Here is a 24,417-nt window from a genome sequence, read left to right as displayed (position 1 = left end):
GCTGCCAAAACCCTTATTCTACCATGCAGCCGCGCAGCGACCAGTAGCGTAATGTGATGTCGGACCCACCTTCGAATCGCACCCGTGCCGGATGGTCAGGAAAATAGCGGCTGCTCATCACCCCTTCGCCATGATTGATGAAAATTTCAACGCTGGAGCTGTCACACAGAACGCGTAAATGATGAACGTCGCCCCGCCAGTAACGGGTCAATGTCTCCCCGGTTTTCAGGCTGGCGCGTTCCAGACGCAATCCGCTGTCCTCGACGATAAGGCGCAACGCACCGGCGAAATCCACGGTTACTGAAGATGAGGTGAGTTCGAACTCAAGGCGCGTCGCATCAAGAGCCGGGGCATCGCTGGCGTTACCCTGCCAGCGACATTCCTCTTCACGCAGTGCGTGCAGTTCGCGCACCGGCGTCTGCCACAGTTTGCCGTCACGGAAATGTAATTCTCGCGGGCAGGTCATCTGATGGATCCACCCCTGCGCCCGTGTGGGCTGAAGCATCTCTTCTCCGTCCGGCACGCCCATCCAGCCGATCAGGATCCGCCGTCCGTCTTCCGCCACCGTGGTTTGGGGAGCGTAGAACTCGAAACCGGCGTCCAGCTCGTGCAACTCGCCATGTTCAAACGTAGCGCGGGTATGGTCGAACGCCCCGCTCATCCACGTGGCCGGATAAGTATTGAGATAGCGATGCGGTTCGCGCGCCAGCCCCTGCGGGCAGCAGATCAGTACGTGTGTCCCGTCGAGGGCAAACAGGTCCGGGCACTCCCACATGTATCCCGCCTCGGTCAGGCCGTTCACGCCATGACCGGCAATCTCTCCGCAAGACGCCCAATGGTGCAAATCGGCAGATGTGAACAGTAGCACCTTGCCGCGTTTTTGCAGATCCTGCGCCCCCAGTACCATGTACCACACCCCGTCGTGCTGCCACACTTTCGGGTCACGCACGTGCCCGGTGTAGCCTTCCGGCAGCGCAAGAACCGGACCGAGTTTTTTGAACGTACCGTCAGCCTGTTGCGTGGCAAGGCACTGCCAGGCGGTGCGGCTGCCATCATCAAATTTCACGTTGCCGGTATAACACAACGTCAGGACACCGTTGTTATCGACGGCGCTGCCGGAATAGCAGCCGTTGCGGTCATACTCCTCATCGGGCATCAGCGCCATCGGTTCATGCTGCCAGTGCACCAGGTCTGAGGAGCTCCAGTGTCCCCAGCACTTATAGCGATGGTCGCAATCCAGCGGGTTCCACTGATAGAACAGGTGGTAGCGCCCGGCAAACCAGATAAACCCGTTAGGATCGTTCATCAGCCCCGTCACCGGTGCCGGATGCCATTGCGGATAATGGCTGTCGGCGTACGCACGCGGCTGGCCTTTCATGACGGCCTGCAGGATGGCAGGCCAGCGGGAAGGTAACGTCATTATTCAGAATCCGTTTTATATTTCAGCAGCAGCGAGACGGTAAACGCCACGCCGAAGGCAATCACCATGCCGATAATATAGTTAAGCAGCGAGCTTGCCTGCACGATCGCCATGCCCGGGATGGCAGTCAGCCCGACGGCGGTCATATAAACATGTACCGAGACCACCCACGCCCCGCCTGCCGCACCGCCAATCAGCGCGGCGATAAACGGTTTCACGAAACGCAGGTTGATACCAAATATTGCCGCTTCGGTAATGCCCAGCATGGCCGAAAACGCAGACGGTAACGTAATGGCTTTAATTTTCGCGTCTTTGGTTTTAAACCAGACCGCCAGACAGGCTCCCCCCTGCGCCACGTTAGCCATCGCCCAGATAGGCAGCAGGAAGTTAACGCCAATCGACGGATTCCCCAGTAACCCGGCTTCAATGGCATGGAAACTGTGGTGAATACCGGTGATAACGATAACCGAGTAAAGCCCGCCAAATAACAGCCCGGCCAGCCAGCCCGCATGGGCGATCAGGGTGCTCAGAACAAAGGAGATGCCATCCCCTAACGCACGCCCGGCCGGGCCAATGATCAGCAAGGCAATAAAGCCGGAGAGAATAACGGTGAGGAACGGCGTCAGGATCAGATCTAACGCATCCGGAATAATACGGCGCAGGTTTTTCTCCACGATACTCATAAACCAGACGGCCAGCAGCACCGGGAATACCGTTCCCTGATAGCCAATCATGGCAATCTCAAGGCCGAAGAAGTTCATGGTGTGGAAGCCAGACGCCACGCCCCAGGCGTTTGTCAGCGCCGGGTGCGTCAGAATGCCGCCGAGGGTCGCCCCCAGATAAGGGTTACCGCCAAATTCACGCGCGGCCGTGAAGCCAATCAGGATCGGCAGAATGATAAACGCCGCTGAGCTGCACATATCCAGCATGATATAGAGCGCGTTATCGGCATTGACCCAGCCGTAGGTTTTGACCATCCCGAGCAGGCCCATCAGTAAACCGGAGGCCACAATCGCTGGAATGATCGGCACAAAGATGTTTGAGAGCAGTCGGGCAATGCGCTGGAACGGGTTCAGCTTGCGTGCCGCCATGTCAGCCGCTTCGGACTTGCTGGATTCGCTAATCCCTGCCGCCTGGATAAACGCGGCGTAGACCTTGTTAACCACCCCCGTACCAAAAATCACCTGCATCTGCCCGGCGTTGCGAAAACAGCCTTTAACGCCGTCAACCTTGCCGATGGCCTGCTGATCGGCAAGCGTGTCGTCGACCAGCACCAGTCGAAGACGCGTTGCGCAGTGCGCCGCACTGGCGATGTTCTCTTTGCCACCGAGCAGCGGAATGAGCGCGCGGGCGATATTATCAAAATCCATAGATACCTCTGCCTGACTGTATTTTTATGATGTGAAAAACGCTCCCGCACTGCGGGAGCGTAAAAGGTTAAAACCAGGTTTCCATCTGTACCCCAAAGTTCCATTCCCCGCCGGCGTTGAAACCGCTGCTGCCAAAGGCATCATCGCTGGCGTAATTATCCAGTTTGCTGCTCCAGTCCATCCAGGTGGCGAACAGACGTAACTCAGGACGGCTGAAGAAATCGCCGATCTTGCCCGCTTTTAACGTTGGGGCAAAGGTCAGCTTGTAGAAACTTCCGTTGACGGCGTTTCGGTCTTTATACCCTTCCGGATTTAAATCCATGTACTGATAGCTGCCCTCAAACGCCAGGGCGAAATTCTGCGTGACTTCTTTAATCAGGCGGGTATTGAGCGTGACCCACTCATAGCTGTCGCCTTTGACATAGCGGTCTTTACTGCTCTGGGCCAGTACGGCAGGCGCGATATGCCAGCCACCACCTAGAGGCGTGACACCGTAACTTGCAAAGCGCCAGGTATCGGCTTCAGAGAGCAATGCGCCATCGGAACCGATGCTCTTCACCTCTGCCCCCAGCCCGTGGCCGTACAGCAGCGCCGTTTTGGCTGAGCCTTCACGCAGGCCGTAGAAACTTTCATTGTGCAATCCGACCAGAGCATGAACGCCATTGTTGGCGGCGTCGGTTTTTATCAGATCGCCATTGCTGTCTTTGCGGTCGTCGTTGTCTTTTGCCCGCAGGCCGCTCACCATCAGCTGGAATGGCCCGGCGAAGTGGTTCATGCTCAGGATGTAGTTTTGAACGTTATTGTCGATTTGCTCTTCGCTGCCGAAGTTACGCCCGTAAAGAGAGAAGTTGCTGCGCAGCGATTCATTCCATTTCACGTCATACACGCCACCACCGGTACCGGCCAGGAACACCACATCGGAATCCAGCCAGTGAATATCAAAGTTATCCCGGTCGAAGCGTTTACCGGCCCAGAAGGTACTGCCCTTCAGCGCGCCGGTAAAATCAGGCAGATTGCCCAGTTCAGCAAACGCCTGACGAATATTGAGATCGCTGGTGTCAGCGGACCAGTCGTTATAGGTTTTCTGACCATCCGCCAGCATGGCCTTGAAGCGCGTGGTTGCCCCGTTATCCAGGGTCTGTTTGTGTTCCACGTTCAGCTCAACATAGGTATCGGCTTCATTCCCCAGACGCCCGACCGCACCACCGGTTTCCCCGGCTGGCGTCAGATAAGGGCCGCTTTTACTGCTCGACGCCGCATCGTTCATCAGCAGGCCAGAACGGGCATAGCCATGAAATTCAAACCCACTGCTCTGATCGGCTTTCTTCTCCAGTGCGGCGGTACGCTGCGCCACTTGCTGGGTTGTTGTTTGCGCCTGCTGCTGGGCAGTCACCAACTGCTGCGTTTTTTGTTCTGCGTCGGTGGCGCGTTTCTCCGCAACCTGCGCGCGGGTTTCCGCAGCCTGAAGACGCTGCTCCAGAGCAGCAAGACGCGCTTCGATACTCGTCATATCCGTTTGGGCAAAAACAGAGGTACTCCCGGCCAGCATGCCTATCATCACGGCAAGTCTGCGTTTTTTATACATTTTGTCGCATCCCTAAAAGAAGTCATTGAAAGTGCTAAATTGCTAAACCGGTTTAGGTTGATGATACTAAACCTGCCAATTTTGGATCGGCAATCTTTTTTGCTAAACCGATTTAGTAAGTGTGATCGAGGCGACAATTCAGGCCGTCGACAGACGGCCCGTTGCGGGAGGAATTACAGTTGCGGGTGATAAGGCAGCGCGGTCATCGCCCCTTTAGCCGTGGTGGCTAACGCGCCGCAGCGCTGGGCTAATGCGATCACGCGTGGAAGATCGTGGCTGTCGATACTCCCAGCGGAAGCCAGTCCATAAAGCAGTCCCGCCACGAAGGCATCACCTGCGCCGGTGGTGTCCACGCATTCAACGGGGGTTGCCGGATAATGCTTCATTGTTCCGTCATGCCAGGCGATGACCCCGTCTTTGCCCTGAGTGACCAGAACCAGCCGGGCCGGACAGCGGCGCATCAGCGCGGCCAGCCCTTCCGTGACCCCAAGGTCGGCGGTTAGAAAAGCCAGTTCTTCGACGGAGAGTTTGACGACGTCAGCGCATTGCAGCGCCTGTTCGAGGCAGCGGCGCAGGTCGTCCTCATCCGGCCAGAGATCCGGGCGAATATTGGGGTCGAAACTGACATAACCCCCCGCTTCCCTGACCGCGTTCATGGCCTGAAACGTTGCAGAACGGCTCGGTTCAGCGCTCAGGGCAATGGAACAGACATGCAGCCACTCTCCTGCGCTAAAGGGCGGCAGGTCGGCTGACGCCAGAAACAGATCGGCGCTCGGGCGAACCATAAAGGTGAAAGAGCGTTCGCCCTGTTCGTCCAGGTCCACGACCACGGTTGACGTGCGGTGTGCCGGGTCGAGACGCATCCAGTTTACGTCAACCTGCTCGTCAGCCAGCGTTTTATGCATAAAGCGACCGAAAGGATCGTCGCCGACCCTGCCGATAAAGGCGCTTTTCCCGCCCAGACGGGCAATACCGACCGCCACGTTCGCCGGCGCGCCGCCGGGGCATTGCAGCAACCGGCCTTCTCCCTCCGGTAATAAATCCACTACCGCATCGCCAAGTACCCAGATTTTTTGCATGTGATCCTCTCAGCTAAACAATGTTAAACCGTTTTAGCTATTTAAGCACAGGCAGGACGACGGGGAAATAATACGGAAGGAAAAATGGCTTAACGCACCAGGTGTGGCCAGCTAATATCGCCTACGCCATTCAGCGCTGGACGGGCAAACAGAAAGCCCTGAAAACGTCGGATCCCGGCAGATTCAAGCCAGCACCACTCTTCCAGCTTCTCGATGCCTTCCGCCACCAGGGTGATTTCAAGGTCGGTGCAGCAGCTGACTATCGAGCGCACAATCGCCTGTTTTGGCCCACTGAGATGAATATTGCTAACAATTTCGCGGTCAATTTTAATTTTATCCGGCTGGAATCGGGTCAGCAGTGAAAGCCCGGCGTAGCCCGAACCGAAATCATCGATCGCCAGGCCAATACCTTCAGCGCGCAGGTGTTTAATGGCGCTATTGAACTTGTTGAACCCGGAAATCATCTCGTTTTCGGTCACTTCAATGACCACCTGCTCCGGCTGAAGCCCATGTTGTTTAATCTGTTCAACCAGAAACTCCACGGCGCCAGGCACTTTAACCAGCGACATCGGGAGAAGATTTACCGCGATTTTATGGCTCCCGATCCCCAGTTTGTCGGCCAGCGCAAAAGCCCAGGCTTTGGTCTGGAGATCGACTTCATAGATTTTGTCCTGATCGAGGCGGCTGAAAAAATGCTCCGGGCTTCCCCCGTCATTACCGCGGATAAGGGCTTCAAGTGAACTGATTTTCCCTTCCAGCGGTTCGACGATGGGCTGGAGGGCGAACTGGCAGGTTTGTCTGTCCAGCAGACCCAGACTCTCGCCAAACGGCGATTTCTCACGCGAGAGCGTCCATTTCTCCGGGGCAAAACGCGCCCCCGACGGGGCCGGTCGTTTGCCGGTAATAAACGTCTGAATAAATTTAAACACCCGATCGTCAGATGTCAGATAACTGTCCAGTTTGCTGTAGTGCAGTACCGACTGCAGAACGTCTTTCGGCGACTGGTTCTGCAGGTCAAACAGCAGCATACCGACATTCTCAAAACGTCTGCGGGGGCCGTAATCCCGCATAAGCTCAACCACGCCGCTGTGCCGCTTATCCTCACGGATCTTCTGAAACAGCCTTACCACACTCTCTTCCGAGCCTTCGAGGAGTTGCAGGACATTATCGCCTTTTGAAAGAAGAACGCCGGTAATATTCAACCCGGCATTGCGCGTCCTGGCCTGTTCAACCAGCGCCTGGAGTTCGGCGGATCGGCAGGATAAATTCAACTGGCTGCGGTAAATAAGAGTAGTCAGCACAAAAACGTGTTCCGATAAGAGGTATGCGTTGGACATTACTGTTTAACATACTTCATCTGCGCGACCTAACAGATTAACCCCTTGCGGGAGAGGCTACTTTTTCTCATCCCCGATGCGTCTGTCAATCCTCGCCTGCATGTAGGCATAAAACGGGTTCGACGTCACCCGCATTAACGCGTCTTTGCCTACGCTCAGCACGGAGGTTTCCCCCCACAGCGCAATCGTGCCGAGGCTAATGCCATAGCGGTTTTTCTCCGCAGGATGTCGGCCATAGAGATCGTCATCAGGCGGGAACGGCACGGCGACATGCGACAGTGAATAGACCTCCTGCGGCCAGGACATCGCCAGCGGTACCGCGGTCTCATCGGTGCCTCCCGCCGGGGTTATTTTCGCCACCGCGGCGAAACTGTCCGCGCTGGCATTGGTAATAATCGTGACACCGTAACGTCTTTTCGCCACAGGCAGTAACTCAGAGGTCGCCGCCCACGACGACGGTTTAAAGAGAGGACGGAAGCTGGCGGCCTGATTGATATCAAATACAACCAGCTCGCTGCCGTTCGCCGGAAGCTGGTCAAATAACCCGGTGACCACGGCGCGGGTGCTGACCGTTGAATCCATCACCGACTGAAATGCGAGTACCGGTGGCAACTGGTCCAGTCTGTGCTCCCGGGCATCCCGCCCCATTTGCTCCTGCAGGGCGTGGGTCAAGAGCCATGACTGGCGCGCCGCATTGACCGGGAAGGAGTTGTATTTATACGGGTTATATTCCGGCGAGATGTTTAACCATGCCGCTTTGGCAAACGGCGGTAACATCGCCGGCAATCCGGCCAATCCTGCAAACCGGGCGAACGCCGTAACGCCAATCATTGGCGAGAGCAGAATGAGCTGTTGCGGTTTGCGAAGCACAGGCGTGTCCAGCGCATCAAGGGCATATTTCATCGCCAGCGCCCCACCGTTGGAGTAACCCACCAGATGCAGGGGAACATTGTCTCCTGCCAGCCGCGTGGCTTCGCGCACGGCAAGGCGCGTCGCCGCCAGCCACCTCTCCCAGTCAACGTTCGTCAGCGCGCCGGGCGCGGTGCCGTGACCGGGCAGGCGTGGAACCACCGCCACAAAACCGTGCTGCTGATAATCACGAGCAAGATGCCGGACACTGTAAGGCGAATCTGTTAGCCCGTGCAGCAACACCACCGCGCCGCGTGGCGTTCCGGCAGGCATCAGCACAAAGGAGCGGTTGGCATCGGGTGAAAATTTACCGGGCCAAACCAGGCTCTGACGGTAGTAGCGGTTTAACGGCGTGCGCTCCTCACCCTGGGTTTTGCGCGTTACCGCGTTATCCAGATCGGTGAAAATGGCGTTTTCCCGGGCGACATACTGGGCAAAATTCGCCTTATCTATCTCGCGTACGGACATCTCATCTGCCCGCCAGGTATGCCAGAGATGCAGTTCCGGCCCCTGCTGCGAGAGATAAACCCGAACCGCGAGCAGGACGATCAGTACCCCTCCTGCGATCATCGCCATTTTCTTTGCGAGCGCCATCAGGCGCACGCTGATACGCCAGGGCAAGTTCGCCATGCCGGGATCCCTTTCATATTTACGTTGTCTCTATCTTATCAAAAATGTGAAGACGCTGACGTATTCACGAAATTCATACCTCCACGCTCAGCCAGTGCACCAAAAGTGAACTACGCTGCACAAATGTTGATCATTGGTTAACTAAATATTGCATAAAGTTTGCAGCACAGCGGCATCCCGTCGCGATGTGGACATGGCACGCGTCATGCATTGTTAATCAAATAACACAAACCTGATGACTGACAGCCTGTTAACAGCGAGGCGGTATGACGACGAAACCCGAGGTGTTGAGCCGTATTGAAGCCACTTTCAGCCAGATGACCCCCAGCGAGAAGCGGGTGGCGAGCTGGTTGCTTGCGCATGCCGCACAGATCCCGTTTGAAACGGCTGAAAGCGTGGGTCTGGCGACCGGCACCAGCGGCATTACCGTGGGACGCTTTCTGCGAAAACTCGGCTACCGCAATCTGGAAGATGCCAAAAAGAGCCTGCGCGACCCGCATCAGCCCTGGGGTATGAACGAGCGGCTGGACTCCTGGCAGCAGCAGTCCCCTCTGCCCAACCGCCTTCAGCACTCTCTGTCGCTGGAGGTGGATGCCATCACTCAGGTTTATCAGCTGGCGCACACCGACGCATTTCGCCAGGTGGTTCATCAGCTTGCCCACGCGGATGCGGTTTTTGTGCTGGGGATCCAGTCGACACGCGGGATAGCCAACGCCTTCTTCAGTCATCTTGAGTACCTTCGCCCGCGCGTCAGCTACGCCGAAGGCGCGTCCGGCAGCTGGGTTGAATCCCTGAACTCCGGTTTCGCCCACCCCTACGTGGTGCTGACCGATACCCGCACCTATTCCACCATTGCGCGGCAGTACTGTCGGGTCGCCAGCGAAAAAGGTATTTCGCTGGCCCTGATTACCGATATCTGGTGCCCGTGGGCGCGGGATTACCCGCTTGATTTACTGCAGGTGAAAACCGAAACCGGCCATTTCTGGGATTCGCTGGCACCTGTGAGCTGTCTGTTCAACCTGCTGCTGTCAGGTGTCGTGGAAGCGCTGGGTGATGCCCTTCCACCGCGGCTGGCGGTAAACCGGCAATTACAACAAGAGTTTGGTCAATTCGAACGCTAAAGGAGCGGAGCTATGCCCCCAGAGAGTGAACTGATTGATGTGGCGAAGACCTTCCCTGCGCTGCATATCGATCTGAAATACGCCACAGCCGACAACATCACGGGTCGTCCGATTTATCAGGAGGCGCTGTGCCTGCTGCATACCGATGCGGCCACCGCGCTGGCGAAAGCCATCAGCATCGCCGCACTGGCCGGGCTGAAGCTGGTGGTCTACGACGCTTATCGCCCGCAGGAAGCGCAGGCTCAGTTGTGGGATGCCTGCCCGAACCCGGAATACGTGGTTGATGTGGCGATTGGTTCCAACCACAGCCGCGGGACGGCCATCGACGTTACGCTGATGGACGGACAGAACACCGTGCTGGATATGGGGGCCGGTTTTGACGAAATGCACGACCGCTCGCATGCCTGGCACCCGTCCGTGCCGCCGCACGCGCAGCGCAATCGACTGCTGCTTAACGCCATCATGTCCGGTGGCGGCTTTGTGGGGATCAGCAGCGAATGGTGGCACTTCGAGCTGCCGAACGCGGCCAGCTATCCCCTGCTTGACGATCGTTTTGCCTGTTTCCCGTTGACGCACACCCCTCTTTAAAACTGGAGCACTGCCATGAAAACAACGCTTCTTACTACCCTGATCGCCGCCTCGCTGGCACTCAGCGCCCCGGTTGCGCTGGCTGCCGTCCCGAAAGATATGCTGGTGATCGGGAAAGCGGCCGACCCGCAAACGCTCGACCCGGCGGTGACCATTGATAACAACGACTGGACGGTGACCTACCCCGCCTATCAGCATCTGGTGAAGTACAAGCCAGGCTCCACCGAGGTGGAGGGCGACCTGTCAACGGGCTGGAAAGCGTCAGAGGATCAGAAAGAGTGGACCTTTACCCTTACCGATAACGCAAAATTCGCCGATGGCACACCGGTTACTGCCGAGGCGGTAAAACTCTCCTTTGAACGTCTGCTGAAGCTTAGCCAGGGGCCGTCTGAAGCGTTCCCGAAAGATCTCAAAATTGATGCGGTCGATCCGCACACGGTGAAATTCACCCTCAGCCAGCCGTTTGCCCCGTTCCTCTACACCCTGGCCAACGACGGTGCGTCGATCGTTAACCCGGCGGTGCTAAAGGCGAACGCTGCCGATGATGCACGCGGTTATTTAGCGCAAAACACCGCCGGGTCCGGGCCTTTCATGCTGAAAAGCTGGCAGAAAGGTCAGCAGCTGGTGCTCGTTCCGAATCCACACTGGGCGGGTGAGAAGCCGCACTTCAAGCGCGTTTCGGTGAAAATTATTGGTGAAAGCGCTTCACGCCGCCTGCAGCTTTCCCGTGGCGATCTGGATATCGCCGATTCACTGCCCGTCGATCAGCTTTCAGCCCTTAAGCAAGAAGGCAAAGTGGCGGTGGTGGAATATCCGTCCCTGCGCGTGACCTATCTTTATCTGAATAACAGCAAAGCCCCGCTCAATCAGGTGGATTTACGTCGGGCCGTCTCCTGGGCAACGGATTATCAGGGGATGGTGAAAGGCATCCTGAGCGGCAATGGTAAACAGATGCGCGGCCCGATACCGGACGGCATGTGGGGGTTTGACGCCACGGCAATGCAGTACAACTTTGACGAGGCCAAAGCCAAAGCCGCGCTGGAGAAAGTCAAAGACAAGCCGACAAGCCTGACATTCCTCTATTCAGACAACGACCCCAACTGGGAGCCGATCGCCCTGTCCACGCAGGCGAGCCTCGGCAAGATCGGCATCAACGTGAAGCTGGAAAAACTGGCTAACGCCACCATGCGCGATCGCGTCGGTAAAGGTGACTATGACATCGCCATTGGCAACTGGAGTCCGGACTTTGCCGACCCGTACATGTTCATGAACTACTGGTTTGAGTCGGACAAAAAAGGGTTGCCGGGTAACCGCTCGTTTTACGAGAACAAAGAGGTCGACGCTCTGCTGAAGGCGGCCCTGAAAACCACCGATCAGGCGGAGCGTACCCACGATTACCAGCAGGCGCAGAAGGTGGTGATCGACGAGGCGGCCTACGTGTATCTGTTCCAGAAGAACTACCAGCTGGCGATGAACAAAGAGGTGAAAGGCTTCACCTTTAATCCAATGCTGGAGCAGGTATTTAACATCGCCACCATGAGTAAATAACGGTTCTCGCCGGGGGAAAGTGTATGACGTTCTGGAGCATTGTGCGCCAGCGCTGCTGGGGGTTAATCCTGGTGGTGGCCGGTGTCTGTATCATCACCTTTATTATTTCACACCTGATCCCCGGCGATCCGGCCCGCCTGCTGGCCGGAGACCGCGCCAGCGACGACATTGTGCAAGGCATCCGCCAGCAGCTGGGGCTGGATCAACCGCTGTATATCCAGTTTGGTCGCTATGTGGATGCCCTGGCCCATGGCGATTTAGGCACCTCTATCCGCACCGGACGTCCGGTCGCGGAAGATTTGAAGGCCTTTTTCCCGGCTACCCTGGAGCTGGCTTTTTGTTCCCTGCTGCTGGCGCTGGTTATCGGCGTGCCGCTGGGGATTTTATCGGCGGTCTACCGCGACCGCTGGCTGGATCATCTGGTGCGGTTAATGGCGATGACGGGCATTTCAACGCCCGCATTCTGGCTTGGGTTGGGGGTGATTGTCCTCTTCTACGGGCATCTGCAACTTCTGCCGGGCGGCGGAAGGCTTGACGACTGGCTCGATCCACCGACGCGCGTTACCGGCTTTTATCTCGTTGATGCGCTGCTGGAAGGCAACGGGGAGGTCTTTTTCAATGCCCTGCAGCATCTGATTTTACCTTCACTGACGCTGGCATTTGTTCATCTCGGCATTGTGGCGCGTCAGGTTCGCTCGGCCATGCTGGAGCAGCTCAGTGAAGATTACATACGAACCGCACGCGCCAGCGGATTGCCCGGCTGGTACATCGTGCTGCGCTATGCCCTGCCCAATGCGATGATCCCGTCGATTACCGTGCTCGGACTGGCACTGGGCGATCTGCTGTATGGCGCAGTCCTCACCGAAACCGTCTTTGCCTGGCCGGGAATGGGCGCCTGGGTCGTCACCTCTATTCAGGCACTCGATTTCCCTGCCGTCATGGGCTTCGCGGTAGTGGTCTCACTGGCCTATGTGCTGGTTAATCTGGTGGTCGATCTGCTCTATCTGTGGGTTGACCCGCGAATCGGGCGCGGAGGTGCCGAATGATGTTGACTCAGGAAACGCCCGTCCCGGTTAAAACAGCGAAAGCAGGTATCAACTGGGCAAAACTGTTCTGGATGCTGCGTAAAAGCCCCCTCACGCTGATTGGCGCCGCGATCATGATCCTGATGCTCCTGCTGATGGTGACATCACCGTGGATTGTGCCGCATGACCCCAATGCGCTGGATTTGACCGCGCGTCTGCAGGCTCCGTCTGCCGAACACTGGTTTGGCACCGATGAGGTTGGCCGCGATCTGTTCAGCCGGGTGCTCGCCGGCAGCCAGCAGTCGATCAGCGCGGGGCTGGCCGTCGTGGTGATTGCGGGCGGTATTGGCTCGCTTCTGGGCTGTTTGTCTGGCGTGCTGGGCGGGCGCGGCGACGCCATTATTATGCGCATTATGGACGTTATGCTCTCCATTCCCTCGCTGGTGCTGACCATGGCGCTGGCGGCGGCGCTGGGGCCGAGCCTGTTTAACGCAATGCTCGCCATCGCGATTGTACGTATTCCGTTTTACGTGCGTCTGGCTCGCGGGCAAACCCTTGTCGTGCGCCAGTTTACCTATGTTCAGGCGGCCCGCACCTTCGGCGCATCACGCTGGCATTTAATCAGCTGGCATATTCTGCGCAACGCCCTGCCGCCGCTGATTGTGCAGGCTTCGCTGGATATTGGCAGCGCCATTCTGATGGCCGCCACGCTGGGCTTTATCGGTCTGGGCGCACAGCAACCCACCGCCGAATGGGGCGCGATGGTTGCCGTAGGGCGCAATTATGTACTTGACCAGTGGTGGTATTGCGCTTTTCCTGGCGCGGCCATTTTGATTACCGCCGTGGGCTTTAATCTTTTTGGTGACGGCATCCGCGACCTGCTGGATCCGAAATCAGGAGGGAAACAGTCATGACCGACTCGGTTTTAACCATCGAGGATTTACATCTGAGTTTCCCGATATACCGCGGTGAGGTTCATGCGCTGAACCACGTCTCGCTGGAGATTAAACGGGGTGAGATTGTCGGCGTAGTGGGCGAGTCGGGGTCGGGGAAGTCAGTTACCGCCATGCTCGCCATGCGCCTGTTGCCGGAAGGCAGCTACCGAATTCATCACGGTCAGGTGACATTGCTGGGAGAAGATGTTCTGACCGCATCGGAAAAACAGCTTCGCCAGTGGCGCGGGGCAAAAGTGGCGATGATTTTTCAGGAGCCCATGACCGCCCTGAACCCAACGCGACGGATTGGTAAGCAAATGGTGGAGGTGATCCGCCAGCATCAGCCGCTCGACCGTCGCGCGGCGCAGCAAAAAGCGATTGCCCTGCTGGAGGAGATGCAAATCCCGGACGCGAAAGCGGTGATGGCGCGTTATCCGTTTGAACTCTCCGGCGGCATGCGTCAGCGAGTGATGATCGCCCTTGCCTTCTCCTGCGAGCCTGAACTTATCATCGCCGACGAGCCGACCACGGCGCTGGATGTGACCGTGCAGCTGCAGGTACTGCGTCTGCTGAAGCACAAGGCGCGGGCCAGCGGAACCTCGGTGCTGTTTATCAGCCACGATATGGCCGTGGTTTCCCAGCTCTGTGACCGGATGTATGTGATGTACGCGGGAAGCGTAATTGAGAGCGGTGCCACGCAAACGCTGATCCACCATCCCGTTCATCCCTACTCCATCGGCCTGTTGCAATGTGCACCTGAAAACGGTGCGCCGCGCGAGCTGCTTCCGGCCATTCCCGGCACGGTGCCTAATCTCAGCCAGCTTCCACAAGGCTGCGCGTTCCGCGAGCGCTGCTTTGCCGCCGGGACGAAATGCGGTGAGGCACCGCGCTTGCTTCCTAATGGTGCAGAGGGCCAGATGGCTGCCTGCTGGTACCCGCAACGGGAGAAACACCATGTCTGACATTTTGCTTGAACTGGATAGCGTGCATGTCAACTTTCCCGCGCGCAAAAACTGGCTGGGCCGCGTCACGGAACAGGTGCATGCCCTCAATGGGCTGGACCTGCAGATCCGTCGCGGCGAAACGCTGGGCATTGTTGGGGAATCCGGCTGCGGGAAAAGCACGCTGGCACAGCTATTGATGGGCATGCTCAGGCCCAGCACCGGCGACTATCAGCGGACGCATCACGCGGGCGGCATGCAGATGGTTTTTCAGGACCCGCTCTCGTCCCTCGACCCGCGTTTACCGGTGTGGCGCATCATCACCGAGCCGGTGTGGGTGCAAAAACGCAGCAGTGAACGCGAACGGCGCCAGCTTGCAGAGACGCTGGCGATGCAGGTGGGTATTCGTGCGGAATATCTTGACCGGTTACCGCATGCCTTTTCAGGCGGGCAGCGCCAGCGCATTGCTATCGCCCGGGCGCTGTCGTCCAATCCAGACATCATCGTGCTCGACGAACCCACCAGCGCGCTGGATATTTCCGTGCAGGCGCAAATCCTCAACCTGCTGGTAAAACTGCAGCAGGAACGGAACCTCACCTATGTGTTGATCTCACATAACGTCTCGGTGGTCAGACACATGAGCGATCGTGTGGCGGTGATGTATCTGGGCCAGATCGTGGAGCTGGGTACCACCGATCAGGTGCTTGTCAGGCCGCGCCATCCCTATACCCGGCTGCTGCTTGATTCCGTCCCCAGAACCGGTGAACCACTGGATGAAAACCTGGCGCTGCGTAAAACAGAGCTTCCTGGCAATCGTCACCTTCCCACCGGCTGTTATTTCCGGGACCGCTGTCCGCAGGCAGCGCAAGGATGCGAACATCCACAGTCGCTACAGCCTTCAGTTGAGGGCTGTAGCGTGCGCTGCTGGCGCAATCTGAGCGAGTAGCCACGCAGGGTGGCGCTGTTTCACGTTTAAATTTGCGCCATTCCACCGTCGACAAACAGTTCGGTGGCGTTGATAAAGCTTGCTGCATCTGAGGCCAAAAACGCCACCGCTTTCCCCACTTCCCCCGGCGCGCCTAAGCGTCCCAGCGGCACCTGGGCGGCCAGCGCGTCATACAGCCCCTGACGATGTTCTTCCGGCACCAGGTCACCCAGCCCTGGGGTTTTGATGGGCCCCGGGCTCACCACGTTGACGCGAATACCGCGCCCCTGCAAATCCAGCGCCCACGAACGGGCAAAGTTGCGCACGGCGGCTTTACTGGCGCTGTATACGCTAAAGTTTGCGGTTCCTTTAATGGATACCGTGGATCCGGTCAGAATGATCGACGATCCGGCTGATAACAGCGGTAACGCTTTTTGCACGGTGAACAGTACACCGCGAACGTTGGTTGCAAAGATGCGATCAAACTGCTCTTCAGTGATAGCGCCTAACGGCAGCATGTCGCCCCCCCCCGCATTGGCAAACAGAATATCCAGACGCCCTTCGTCTTTTGCAATCTGCGCATAGACTTTATCGAGGTCGGAAAGTTGAGAGACGTCCGCACGAATGCCGACCGCCGCGGTGGCAATTTGTGCAACGGCAGCGTCCAGCTCCGCCTGACGACGTCCGGTGATGTAGACCTTCGCGCCCTGGGCCGCCAGTTCCTGCGCGGTGGCGAGACCGATACCTGTGCTACCGCCCGTAACCAGGGCAATTTTACCTGCGAGAGACGTATTCATACTATTCACCTTTAATCATGTTTTCAGGATGCCCGCAAAAACGGTTGAAGAGGTTTTCGCTTGCGTTGAATAAACTCTATCGGTTGCAGGATTAATGAAAAACGGGCAAAAATGAAAATCACTATTCACAGGTGGAAATAATCCGGAGTACGAATGGACCAGCTCATGGCAATGCGCGCATTTACGCGGGTGGTGGAAACCGGAAGTTTTACGCGTGCGGCTGATTCTCTGAATATGCCTATCGCCACCCTGAGCAAGCTGGTGAAATCGCTCGAAGCGCACCTGGAGATCCGGCTTTTACACCGCACGACACGACGGGTAGTCACCACACCGGAAGGTGCCGGGTACTATGAAAAAGCGCTCAGGGTGCTGATTGATATTGAAGATATCGATACGTCGTTTCGCGTTTCTCGCGCGACGCCGAAAGGCCATCTGCGCGTGGATGTGGGCGGTTCAACCGCGCGCGACGTGCTGATCCCCCTGCTCCCGGATTTTATGCAGCGTTACCCGGAAATACGCATCGACCTTGGCGTGGCCGACCGGCCCGTGGATTTGATCAGCGGTAACGTTGACTGCGTGATCCGCGGCGGCCCTCTGGACGACTCATCCCTTATTGCCCGCCATCTGGGCGACGCTGAAATGGTCACCTGCGCGACGTCCGATTATTTAAAACATCATGGCGTACCGGCCTATCCGCGGGAACTGTGCAATGGCCATAAGCTGATTAGCTACCTTTCTCCCGTCACCGGTCGGGCGTTCCCGTTTCGCTTCAGGGAAAAGGGGGAAAAGCTGGAGATAAGTATTCCGCACTTCCTTGGGGTCAATGAAAGCAACGCTCATCTGGCGGCGGCGGTGGCAGGTTTAGGCATTATTCAGACGTTTCAGTATTCGGCAAAAAGGCATTTACAGGCGGGGACGTTAACTGAAATTCTTAGCGACTGGCGACCTGACGCTTATCCGTTTCATGTGGTTTATCCGCAGAACCGGCATCTGACACATCGACTGAGAGTGTTTATCGACTGGCTGGCAGAGGTGTTTCCTGCCGCGCTGAAGGGATAGCCGGAGCAAAATACGGATAAACTTTATAATCCATGAAAATCCGGTGCTAATGCATTTATTTCTATCCTTTAATTCAGCGTTTTTATTGACCTGTTGCGGATAATGATTTGATATCTAACCAAAAATCAAACGTTAAGGATGACGTTATGGCTGTATTGCCACAAATGCCGAGTGGAGGCACAAGGTTAATTGATAGCAATATGCGTGAAGCTAGCACGCATGGCGCAGGGCGGAATATGGCGCTACCGCAAACCTATTACTGGTTCTATCAACAGGTCAAAAATCGTGGCCCGTGGGATTACAAACAGCAACGCCGTGACCTGGCTAATTTTGATAATTTTAATTATGGGGCCGCCGGGTTTGCAGCAGGGATACCAGAAGCAACCTTGTATATGGGCGCGGGTTTTGCACAAAGCCGGGCGGGAACGTCGAAGCCGCAATGGGGAACATGGTACGGTGAGTTACCTTATGGGGATGACCCTCATGACCAGTTTTGGATTAAACAGGGAATAGATTATGCCAAACAGCACGGTTATTAAGTGGCTGCACAGAGCGCTAACTGCCGCGCTGCTGGTTTTTGTAGGGTTTCAGTATTTTGCAAACCAGCCACCGGATGATGACCTTTACTCACAACAACAAATTACACCCGAGGTCTATTTGTACGTTACAAAGTACAAAGGCGGGGGTGCGACGGTTTCAGATGTTTATCGCTATTACCTGGACACAAAACTGCAGGATAATCTGTTGGAGCACCTGAAGAAACGCTCACCCTTTATGGTAGCTGACACTGGCGACGCCAAAATCTCTGGCTACGGCTCTCACGTCAATGTAAACCTCAGCGGGCGTGTTTATTCGTTTACGAATTCAGATCTCTTTTACGCAGGTAATGTGGCCATCATGCCCATTATCAGCCTTAACGCAACCGGCACGCGTTAAGGTTCCTTTTGCTACCCACAAATTACACCTATCCTCATGCGCACAGCTGCGCGCATGAGGGCTTTTAATGAGCTTTGGTTTAATTGAGCGTGTAATCCAGCGTGATTTCCGCGTTCAGCAACTGGGAAACCGGGCAGCCGGCTTTCGCTTTCTGAATAACGCCATCGAACTGCTGAGGGTCAATGCCAGGGACAGTAACCTTGCTCTGCAGTGCGACCTTCGTAATGGCGAAACCGCCCTCTTTTTTATCCAGTGACACGTCGGCGGTGGTATCAATGGAATCGGCGGTGTAGCCTGCTTCACCCAGCATCAGCGACAGTGCCATCGAAAAACAGGCTGCGTGTGCGGCACCAATCAGTTCTTCCGGGTTGGTCCCTTTTTCGCCTTCAAAACGGGTGTTGAAGCCGTAAGGCTGTTGATTGAGAACGCCGCTCTCGGTAGAAACAGTTCCTTTTCCGCGTTTAATATCGCCAGACCAGTGTGCTGAACCGTGCTTATGAATTGTCATTCTTGCTCTCCTTTTGGCTTACAAAGGGTTAAGTATAGACCAGAGATCTGACGCGTCCTGGAACACAGAGTATTCTGGTTGGCGCTGATTCGATACATCACTTCGAACCATCAAAAGGGAAAGGCCTATGATGCTAAACACCAGGCTTGTCGTGGCACTGACCACGCTCGCCGTGACGCTCCCCCTCTTTGCCAGCACGCCGGAGAATTTTATCTATACCAGCTCGGGCGACCTTGATGCCGCCGCCGCGTTTATCGCCCGTCGTGATATCGGTGGCGCGCAGATTGTTTATAACTGGCGTGCACTGGAGCCTGAGAAAGACAGATATGACTTCTCACCCATAGAGCGAGACCTGGCGCGCCTGAAGGCCAGCGATAAAAAGCTGTTTATTCAAATTCAGGATCGCTTCTTCGAAAAAGATGCCCGGTATGTCCCTGATTATCTGATGGCAGACACGAAGTACAGCGGCGGTATTTCTCCGCAGTTTGACAACCCTGGTGAAGGGAAACCAACAGGTTCAGGCTGGGTAGCCCGGCAGTGGGATCCTGCCGTGCGTGAACGGTATCAGGCCTTACTGGCAGCCCTGGCGAAGCGTTTTGATGGCCAGGTTTATGGTGTGAACTTACCGGAAACCGCGATTGACCTTGATGAGAAAAAGCCGCCGACAGGATTTTCGTGCGACAACTATTTTGCCGGAGAAATGGAAAACCTCGCCTTTGCGCGAAAGGTTTTCACGCAATCCCATGTCGTACAATATGTGAACTTCTGGCCGTGTGAATGGAACAATGACCATAATTACATGGGGCGGCTGTTTGAATACGCCAGTGCCCATAATATCGGGCTTGGCGGACCGGATATTGTTCCCAACCGCAAGGCGCAAATGAAAAACGCCTATCCGTTCTTTAACCAGTATAAAAACAAACTGCCGCTGGTCGCCATGGCCGTTCAGGAGCCCACGCTCACCTACCGAAACCCGGCTACCGGCAAGCCCTTCACCAAAGATGAATTTGTTCAGTTCGCAGAAGCGTATCTCGCCGCAGATATTATTTTCTGGAGCACGACGTCGCCCTGGCTGACGACGAAATAAGCCACAGGCTCACTGCGCGGGCATCAGTTCAGATGCCCTGCAATTTCATCAAGAAAGACGCGCAGGGCCGCAGGCTGATATTCCCGCGACTGGTAAATCCCGTGAATGGCGAGCGGCTTAGGGACTAAGTCTGTTAGCACCGGGACCAGCAGTCCTTGCTCGAGCGCCCCTTGCGCTTCGTGCTCGGGCAGCATTGCAATACCGCAATGTTTAACCGCCGCGTCCATCAACAACGACGAGATGCTGGCGCTAAGATTGCCGCTCACCGCGACGCTCACGCTTTCGCCTTCCAGCGTCACAAAATGCCACGACTGACCCGCAAAGAAGCTGTAATGCAGACAATTGTGCTGCGCCAAATCCTCAGGCGTCACGGGCGTGCCGTGCTGCGCAAGATAGTCCGGCGAGGCGCAAAGCACCGAACGGCACTCGCCCAGCCTGCGGGCAATCATCCCCGGCTCCGGGTTATCGGTAATTCGCACGGCTACGTCAATACGCTCGCCCACCAGACTCACGGGATGGTTATTCACATCCAGTTCAATTCTGAGCTGCGGATAACGCGCCAGCAGCCCGGGCAGTACCGGCGCAATCATGTGCATGGCGGTAAAGTGCGCGCAGGCTACCCGTAAGGTGCCGGAAGGTAAATCTTTCTCCGACTGGCCTTCAATCTCCTGCGACAGTTGCGAAAGGGTACGCGTTTTCTGCAGTACCTTTTCCCCTGCTGCGGTCAGCGTCAGCTTACGCGTTGAGCGGTTCACCAGGCGGGTCCCCGCCCACTTCTCCATCTGCTCAAGATAACGGCTTACCATGGGCCGGGAAATGCCCAGCGCACGGGCTGCGGCACTCAAACTTCCCAGCTCGCAAATCCGGTTATAGACCTGTGCGGCAATAACGCGATCCATATAACGCTCCATTTGCTCGATTTATGAAACTAAGCATGTCTTGTTTCAGGAATTCTGGCAAATGTAGAGTTCGGTACAATAGGGTCTTTCCTGATAAAAAGAGACATGATGATGAAGCTCACTCGCCTTGCACTGCTATGCACCCTCTTCACGCCGGCGGTCTTTGCCGCACCGTTGACCATTGATACCTGGAACCCGCAGGAGAAAGGCATTTTTGCGGTCTCGTCGACGCTGGTGTCCGGCACGAAAGAGGCCGTCCTGTTTGACGCGCAGTTCAGCGTGAAAGACGGTGAAGCACTGGTGGAGAAAATTCGCCGCAGCGGTAAAACCCTGAACAAGATTGTGATCACCTCCGGCGATCCGGACTTCTACTTTGGTCTGCAACCGCTGGTTAAAGCATTCCCGAATGCGAAAGTCGTGGCGACTCAGCAGGTGGTTGACCATATCAAGGCCACCAAGGATGCCAAGCTGGCCTTCTGGGGCCCACAGATGAAAGACGGCGCGCCAACAACGCTGATCGTTCCCCAGGTGCTGACCTCCACCACGTTTATGGTTGATGGTGAGAAAATCGATATTGAACAGCCAGACAGCTACGCGGCCTATGTCTGGATCCCGTCAGCGAAGACGATTCTTGGCGGCACGGGCGTTTCATGGGGCATCCATCTGTGGACGGCCGATACCCAGACCCGGGCGCGTCGCCAGCAGTGGCAGGACACGCTGGAAAACATGGCGGCGCACAAACCTGAGCGCGTGATCCCGGGTCACTATCTGGGGACGCCACCGTCAGGTACCGGCGCTATCGATTTTACCCGTGAATATCTGCAGCGGTTCGAGCAGACGCTGGCTAATCACAAAGATTCTGCTGGCGTCATTAGCGCCATGAAAAAAGCGTATCCGGGCCTGGCCGAAGAGAGCTCGCTGGAATTAAGTGCGAAAGTGAATACCGGCGAAATGAAATGGTAAATTAATCTCTGCTCCTGCTATTTTCTCGGATAGCAGGAGCAGCATCAAAATTTCCCCCCTCGTCCCCTGTTATTATTCCTCCATTTCTAAAAGTGTCTAAAAGCATGCACTTATGTCATTTTTATTTCTAAGATGAATCTTAGACACAGTAAGGGAAATATTTGCCATTCTGTTTGTGAATTACATTTTTTGCGAGCCGTACCATTACACAGACAACGACACGGAGGCAGCATGTTTACTTATTACCCGGCAAATACTGCAGCAGCACAACCTGAACTCGTTAACGCAATCGCACAAGGTCTTCACGCCGAACACGGTGCTGTGACTGAAGATGACATTTTGATGGAACTGACCAAATGGGTGGAATCCACAGACAATGACATCCTCAGTGACATCTACCAACAGACCATTAACTACGTGGTCAGTGGACAGAATGCCTCTTTGTAAAAACCTGCTAAGCTGGATCTGCAACCTAAGGGGTTACATTTCGTTTGCGTAAGCAAACTTGTCCTTAAAACTATCAACAGGATTGAGGAGTAAAGATGAAATCGAACCGTCAGGCACGCCATATTCTGGGACTGAACTACAAGCTTTCTAACCAACGTAAAGTGGTGATTGAGGGCGACAGTGAAACGCAAGTCACCCATGCCACCGGCAGAAAACGCCACGCTGGCAAGTAAGTTCCAGTAAGAGATCCTGAACACCATCGGCAAAACCGATGGTGTTTTTGTTTATGTGTTGCGGTAATTAACATTTAGCTCCTTTATAATACCGCCTGACCGCACCCCACCGCACAGGCCAGAAAGATGACAAACAGCAGTGTCAGGGACGGATCTTCAAAAAAAGAGTGAGTGACATGGACAACAAACTGAAAAAACATCGTTCCTTATATATCCCTTATGCCGGTCCGGTTTTACTGGAATTCCCCCTGCTCAACAAAGGCAGCGCCTTCAGCATGGAAGAGCGCAGCAGCTTCAACCTGCTTGGTCTGCTGCCCGAAGTGGTGGAAACCATTGAAGAACAGGCTGAACGTGCGTGGATCCAGTATCAGGGTTTCAAGACTGAAATCGACAAGCACATCTACCTGCGTAACATTCAGGACACCAATGAAACCCTCTTCTATCGCCTGGTTCAGAACCACCTCGAAGAGATGATGCCGGTGATCTACACCCCAACGGTGGGTGCGGCGTGTGAACGTTTCTCTGAGATCTACCGTCGTTCCCGCGGCGTATTCATCTCTTATCAGAACCGCCACAATATGGACGATATTCTGCAGAACGTGCCGAACCACAACATCAAGGTCATTGTTGTGACCGACGGGGAACGTATTCTCGGCCTCGGGGATCAGGGCATTGGCGGAATGGGGATCCCTATCGGTAAGCTCTCCCTGTACACCGCCTGTGGGGGTATCAGCCCGGCGTACACCCTGCCGGTAGTGCTGGATGTGGGTACCAACAACCAGCAGCTGCTCAACGATCCGCTGTACATGGGCTGGCGTCATCCGCGCATTACCGACGATGAGTATTATCAGTTTGTTGATGATTTTATCCAGGCCGTTAAGGCACGCTGGCCGAACGTGCTGCTGCAGTTTGAAGACTTTGCGCAGAAGAACGCCATGCCGCTGCTGAATCGCTACCGCGATGACATCTGCTCATTCAACGACGACATTCAGGGCACCGCCGCCGTGACCGTTGGGACGCTGATCGCCGCCAGCCGTGCGGCAGGCAGCCAGTTGAGCTACCAGAAAATCGTCTTCCTGGGCGCAGGCTCTGCGGGCTGCGGTATTGCCGAGCAGATTATTGCTCAGACGCAGCGCGAGGGCTTGAGTGAAGAACTGGCCCGTTCCCGTGTCTATATGGTTGACCGTTTCGGCCTGCTGACCGACGGTATGCCTAACCTCCTGCCGTTCCAGACCCGACTGGTTCAGAAACGTGAGAACCTGAAAAACTGGGATACCGACAACGAGGTGCTCTCCCTGCTGGACGTGGTGCGCAACGTGAAGCCGGACATTCTTATCGGCGTTTCCGGGCAAACCGGCCTCTTCACCGAAGAGATTATTCGCGAAATGCACAAGCACTGTGAACGCCCTATCGTGATGCCGCTCTCTAACCCGACTTCCCGTGTAGAAGCAACACCGCAGGACATCATCGCCTGGACCGAAGGTAACGCACTGGTGGCAACCGGCAGTCCGTTCGACCCGGTGGTGTGGAAGGATAAAACCTATCCGATCGCGCAGTGCAACAACTCCTACATCTTCCCGGGGATTGGTCTGGGGGTTATCGCGTCCGGTGCGTCACGCATTACCGATGAAATGCTGATGTCCGCCAGCGAAACCCTGGCGAAACACTCACCGCTGGTGAATAACGGTGAAGGCCTGGTGTTACCAGAGCTGAAAGACATTCATAAGGTGTCCCGCGCGATCGCTTTCGCAGTAGGAAAAATGGCACAGCAGCAAGGCGTGGCGGTGAAAACCTCCGCCGATGCGCTGCAGCAGGCCATTGACGACAACTTCTGGATGCCGGAATACCGCAGCTATCGCAGAACGTCTATCTAAAGAACAGGCCGGGTCAGGCAATCATGCCTCCCGGCCTGCCATTCTGCCCGCGCTTGCCGGGCCGTAAAATCCCCGCTACACTGCCTTCATCCATTAACCTACTGAATATATAAGGAGGCCAATTATGCTGTACTGTGAAATTTTCAATGTTTCACATACATTTGGTGATCGCACCAGCTCAAGCGTTATCGGTATCGTGCT

General features: G+C 55.9%; 24 protein-coding genes. 15 read left to right on the top strand and 9 right to left on the bottom strand.

Annotated elements, in window-relative coordinates:
• Positions 1–13: 13 nt before the first annotated feature.
• From BJ887_RS07235 to BJ887_RS07210, 6 genes are all read right to left on the bottom strand, one after another.
• Positions 14–1,420, bottom strand: a complete 1,407-nt coding sequence (locus tag BJ887_RS07235; RefSeq protein WP_121339662.1) for a sucrose-6-phosphate hydrolase — start codon at positions 1,418–1,420, stop codon at positions 14–16.
• Positions 1,420–2,790 carry a sucrose-specific PTS transporter subunit IIBC gene (locus tag BJ887_RS07230; RefSeq protein ID WP_014170153.1) on the bottom strand — a complete coding sequence of 457 codons (1,371 nt, stop codon included), beginning with the start codon at positions 2,788–2,790 and terminating at the stop codon, positions 1,420–1,422. Before BJ887_RS07230 ends, BJ887_RS07235 begins: the two co-directional genes overlap by 1 nt.
• 67 nt (positions 2,791–2,857) lie before the next feature.
• On the bottom strand, positions 2,858–4,375 hold the full coding sequence (locus tag BJ887_RS07225; protein WP_014170154.1) for a carbohydrate porin: 1,518 nt from the start codon (positions 4,373–4,375) through the stop codon (positions 2,858–2,860).
• Positions 4,376–4,548: 173 nt separating this feature from the next.
• Positions 4,549–5,454 carry an aminoimidazole riboside kinase gene (locus BJ887_RS07220; RefSeq protein ID WP_063924923.1) on the bottom strand — a complete coding sequence of 302 codons (906 nt, stop codon included), beginning with the start codon at positions 5,452–5,454 and terminating at the stop codon, positions 4,549–4,551.
• Between the two features lie 89 nt (positions 5,455–5,543).
• Positions 5,544–6,755 (bottom strand): diguanylate phosphodiesterase, encoded by a 1,212-nt coding sequence (locus tag BJ887_RS07215; protein WP_229216815.1) that lies wholly within the window; start codon positions 6,753–6,755, stop codon positions 5,544–5,546.
• Positions 6,756–6,848: 93 nt separating this feature from the next.
• Positions 6,849–8,330: a carboxylesterase gene (locus BJ887_RS07210; RefSeq protein ID WP_121339660.1), complete on the bottom strand. Its 1,482-nt coding sequence runs from the start codon at positions 8,328–8,330 to the stop codon at positions 6,849–6,851.
• Between the two features lie 266 nt (positions 8,331–8,596).
• On the opposite strand from BJ887_RS07210, the gene BJ887_RS07205 reads away from it, so the two are divergent.
• From BJ887_RS07205 to BJ887_RS07175, 7 genes are read left to right on the top strand one after another with little or no spacing between them, the layout of a single operon-like run.
• On the top strand, positions 8,597–9,451 hold the full coding sequence (locus BJ887_RS07205; RefSeq protein ID WP_121339659.1) for a MurR/RpiR family transcriptional regulator: 855 nt from the start codon (positions 8,597–8,599) through the stop codon (positions 9,449–9,451).
• A 12-nt stretch (positions 9,452–9,463) separates the two neighbouring features.
• Positions 9,464–10,039 (top strand): D-alanyl-D-alanine dipeptidase, encoded by a 576-nt coding sequence (gene ddpX, locus BJ887_RS07200; protein WP_121339658.1) that lies wholly within the window; start codon positions 9,464–9,466, stop codon positions 10,037–10,039.
• A 15-nt stretch (positions 10,040–10,054) separates the two neighbouring features.
• Entirely contained in the window at positions 10,055–11,587 is a 1,533-nt protein-coding gene (locus BJ887_RS07195; RefSeq protein WP_121339657.1) for an ABC transporter substrate-binding protein, read from the top strand.
• 23 nt (positions 11,588–11,610) lie between these two features.
• On the top strand, positions 11,611–12,633 hold the full coding sequence (locus BJ887_RS07190) for an ABC transporter permease (protein WP_121339656.1): 1,023 nt from the start codon (positions 11,611–11,613) through the stop codon (positions 12,631–12,633).
• On the top strand, positions 12,630–13,526 hold the full coding sequence (ddpC, locus tag BJ887_RS07185; protein WP_020884090.1) for a D,D-dipeptide ABC transporter permease: 897 nt from the start codon (positions 12,630–12,632) through the stop codon (positions 13,524–13,526). The genes BJ887_RS07190 and ddpC overlap by 4 nt, the downstream gene beginning before the upstream one ends.
• Positions 13,523–14,509: an ABC transporter ATP-binding protein gene (locus tag BJ887_RS07180; RefSeq protein WP_020884089.1), complete on the top strand. Its 987-nt coding sequence runs from the start codon at positions 13,523–13,525 to the stop codon at positions 14,507–14,509. The genes ddpC and BJ887_RS07180 overlap by 4 nt, the downstream gene beginning before the upstream one ends.
• Positions 14,502–15,434 (top strand): ABC transporter ATP-binding protein, encoded by a 933-nt coding sequence (locus tag BJ887_RS07175; RefSeq protein WP_025204144.1) that lies wholly within the window; start codon positions 14,502–14,504, stop codon positions 15,432–15,434. Before BJ887_RS07180 ends, BJ887_RS07175 begins: the two co-directional genes overlap by 8 nt.
• 26 nt (positions 15,435–15,460) lie before the next feature.
• On the opposite strand, the gene BJ887_RS07170 is transcribed toward BJ887_RS07175, so the two are convergent.
• Positions 15,461–16,210, bottom strand: coding sequence for an SDR family NAD(P)-dependent oxidoreductase (locus tag BJ887_RS07170; protein WP_020884087.1), 750 nt, complete (start codon positions 16,208–16,210; stop codon positions 15,461–15,463).
• A 153-nt stretch (positions 16,211–16,363) separates the two neighbouring features.
• On the opposite strand from BJ887_RS07170, the gene BJ887_RS07165 reads away from it, so the two are divergent.
• The 3 genes from BJ887_RS07165 (at position 16,364) to BJ887_RS07155 (ending at position 18,205) form a co-directional block, all read left to right on the top strand.
• The gene (locus BJ887_RS07165; RefSeq protein WP_121339655.1) at positions 16,364–17,269 is read left to right on the top strand and encodes a LysR family transcriptional regulator; all 906 of its coding nucleotides are present in this window, start codon (positions 16,364–16,366) and stop codon (positions 17,267–17,269) included.
• Positions 17,270–17,415: 146 nt separating this feature from the next.
• The gene (locus BJ887_RS07160; protein ID WP_121339654.1) at positions 17,416–17,808 is read left to right on the top strand and encodes a polymorphic toxin type 44 domain-containing protein; all 393 of its coding nucleotides are present in this window, start codon (positions 17,416–17,418) and stop codon (positions 17,806–17,808) included.
• On the top strand, positions 17,786–18,205 hold the full coding sequence (locus BJ887_RS07155) for a hypothetical protein (protein WP_063934311.1): 420 nt from the start codon (positions 17,786–17,788) through the stop codon (positions 18,203–18,205). Before BJ887_RS07160 ends, BJ887_RS07155 begins: the two co-directional genes overlap by 23 nt.
• 79 nt (positions 18,206–18,284) lie before the next feature.
• Here the strand turns inward: BJ887_RS07155 and BJ887_RS07150 are convergent, their stop codons facing one another.
• Positions 18,285–18,713, bottom strand: coding sequence for an OsmC family protein (locus BJ887_RS07150; RefSeq protein ID WP_014170171.1), 429 nt, complete (start codon positions 18,711–18,713; stop codon positions 18,285–18,287).
• A 127-nt stretch (positions 18,714–18,840) separates the two neighbouring features.
• Between BJ887_RS07150 and BJ887_RS07145 the strand changes: the two genes are divergently transcribed.
• The gene (locus tag BJ887_RS07145) at positions 18,841–19,800 is read left to right on the top strand and encodes a hypothetical protein (protein WP_121339653.1); all 960 of its coding nucleotides are present in this window, start codon (positions 18,841–18,843) and stop codon (positions 19,798–19,800) included.
• A 23-nt stretch (positions 19,801–19,823) separates the two neighbouring features.
• Here the strand turns inward: BJ887_RS07145 and BJ887_RS07140 are convergent, their stop codons facing one another.
• Positions 19,824–20,699, bottom strand: coding sequence for a LysR family transcriptional regulator (locus BJ887_RS07140; protein WP_020884082.1), 876 nt, complete (start codon positions 20,697–20,699; stop codon positions 19,824–19,826).
• A gap of 111 nt (positions 20,700–20,810) precedes the next feature.
• Between BJ887_RS07140 and BJ887_RS07135 the strand changes: the two genes are divergently transcribed.
• The 4 genes from BJ887_RS07135 (at position 20,811) to BJ887_RS07120 (ending at position 24,216) form a co-directional block, all read left to right on the top strand.
• Positions 20,811–21,662 (top strand): Vmh family MBL fold metallo-hydrolase, encoded by an 852-nt coding sequence (locus tag BJ887_RS07135; RefSeq protein WP_121339652.1) that lies wholly within the window; start codon positions 20,811–20,813, stop codon positions 21,660–21,662.
• A 231-nt stretch (positions 21,663–21,893) separates the two neighbouring features.
• On the top strand, positions 21,894–22,109 hold the full coding sequence (gene bdm, locus BJ887_RS07130) for a biofilm-dependent modulation protein (protein WP_020884080.1): 216 nt from the start codon (positions 21,894–21,896) through the stop codon (positions 22,107–22,109).
• A 95-nt stretch (positions 22,110–22,204) separates the two neighbouring features.
• On the top strand, positions 22,205–22,342 hold the full coding sequence (gene sra, locus BJ887_RS07125) for a stationary-phase-induced ribosome-associated protein (RefSeq protein WP_013096533.1): 138 nt from the start codon (positions 22,205–22,207) through the stop codon (positions 22,340–22,342).
• Positions 22,343–22,518: 176 nt separating this feature from the next.
• Positions 22,519–24,216, top strand: coding sequence for an NAD-dependent malic enzyme (locus BJ887_RS07120; RefSeq protein WP_020884079.1), 1,698 nt, complete (start codon positions 22,519–22,521; stop codon positions 24,214–24,216).
• Positions 24,217–24,417 lie beyond the last annotated feature (201 nt).

This window comes from Enterobacter sp. WPR_3_1, from assembly GCF_003635055.1.
GTDB classification, from domain to species: Bacteria; Pseudomonadota; Gammaproteobacteria; order Enterobacterales; family Enterobacteriaceae; genus Enterobacter; species Enterobacter ludwigii.
The sequence above is the reverse complement of the archived record's forward strand: the minus strand, read 5'-3'. Positions and strand labels throughout refer to the sequence as shown.

Excerpts from the sequence above, each read along its gene's own strand:
- BJ887_RS07235 (WP_121339662.1), bottom strand. The coding sequence starts at position 1,420 with ATGACGTTACCTTCCCGCTGGCCTGCCATCCTGCAGGCCGTCATGAAA.
- BJ887_RS07230 (WP_014170153.1), bottom strand. The coding sequence starts at position 2,790 with ATGGATTTTGATAATATCGCCCGCGCGCTCATTCCGCTGCTCGGTGGC.
- BJ887_RS07225 (WP_014170154.1), bottom strand. The coding sequence starts at position 4,375 with ATGTATAAAAAACGCAGACTTGCCGTGATGATAGGCATGCTGGCCGGG.
- BJ887_RS07220 (WP_063924923.1), bottom strand. The coding sequence starts at position 5,454 with ATGCAAAAAATCTGGGTACTTGGCGATGCGGTAGTGGATTTATTACCG.
- BJ887_RS07210 (WP_121339660.1), bottom strand. The coding sequence starts at position 8,330 with ATGGCGAACTTGCCCTGGCGTATCAGCGTGCGCCTGATGGCGCTCGCA.
- BJ887_RS07205 (WP_121339659.1), top strand. The coding sequence starts at position 8,597 with ATGACGACGAAACCCGAGGTGTTGAGCCGTATTGAAGCCACTTTCAGC.
- ddpX (WP_121339658.1), top strand. The coding sequence starts at position 9,464 with ATGCCCCCAGAGAGTGAACTGATTGATGTGGCGAAGACCTTCCCTGCG.
- BJ887_RS07195 (WP_121339657.1), top strand. The coding sequence starts at position 10,055 with ATGAAAACAACGCTTCTTACTACCCTGATCGCCGCCTCGCTGGCACTC.
- BJ887_RS07190 (WP_121339656.1), top strand. The coding sequence starts at position 11,611 with ATGACGTTCTGGAGCATTGTGCGCCAGCGCTGCTGGGGGTTAATCCTG.
- ddpC (WP_020884090.1), top strand. The coding sequence starts at position 12,630 with ATGATGTTGACTCAGGAAACGCCCGTCCCGGTTAAAACAGCGAAAGCA.
- BJ887_RS07180 (WP_020884089.1), top strand. The coding sequence starts at position 13,523 with ATGACCGACTCGGTTTTAACCATCGAGGATTTACATCTGAGTTTCCCG.
- BJ887_RS07175 (WP_025204144.1), top strand. The coding sequence starts at position 14,502 with ATGTCTGACATTTTGCTTGAACTGGATAGCGTGCATGTCAACTTTCCC.
- BJ887_RS07170 (WP_020884087.1), bottom strand. The coding sequence starts at position 16,210 with ATGAATACGTCTCTCGCAGGTAAAATTGCCCTGGTTACGGGCGGTAGC.
- BJ887_RS07165 (WP_121339655.1), top strand. The coding sequence starts at position 16,364 with ATGGACCAGCTCATGGCAATGCGCGCATTTACGCGGGTGGTGGAAACC.
- BJ887_RS07160 (WP_121339654.1), top strand. The coding sequence starts at position 17,416 with ATGGCTGTATTGCCACAAATGCCGAGTGGAGGCACAAGGTTAATTGAT.
- BJ887_RS07155 (WP_063934311.1), top strand. The coding sequence starts at position 17,786 with ATGCCAAACAGCACGGTTATTAAGTGGCTGCACAGAGCGCTAACTGCC.
- BJ887_RS07150 (WP_014170171.1), bottom strand. The coding sequence starts at position 18,713 with ATGACAATTCATAAGCACGGTTCAGCACACTGGTCTGGCGATATTAAA.
- BJ887_RS07145 (WP_121339653.1), top strand. The coding sequence starts at position 18,841 with ATGATGCTAAACACCAGGCTTGTCGTGGCACTGACCACGCTCGCCGTG.
- BJ887_RS07140 (WP_020884082.1), bottom strand. The coding sequence starts at position 20,699 with ATGGATCGCGTTATTGCCGCACAGGTCTATAACCGGATTTGCGAGCTG.
- BJ887_RS07135 (WP_121339652.1), top strand. The coding sequence starts at position 20,811 with ATGAAGCTCACTCGCCTTGCACTGCTATGCACCCTCTTCACGCCGGCG.
- bdm (WP_020884080.1), top strand. The coding sequence starts at position 21,894 with ATGTTTACTTATTACCCGGCAAATACTGCAGCAGCACAACCTGAACTC.
- sra (WP_013096533.1), top strand. The coding sequence starts at position 22,205 with ATGAAATCGAACCGTCAGGCACGCCATATTCTGGGACTGAACTACAAG.
- BJ887_RS07120 (WP_020884079.1), top strand. The coding sequence starts at position 22,519 with ATGGACAACAAACTGAAAAAACATCGTTCCTTATATATCCCTTATGCC.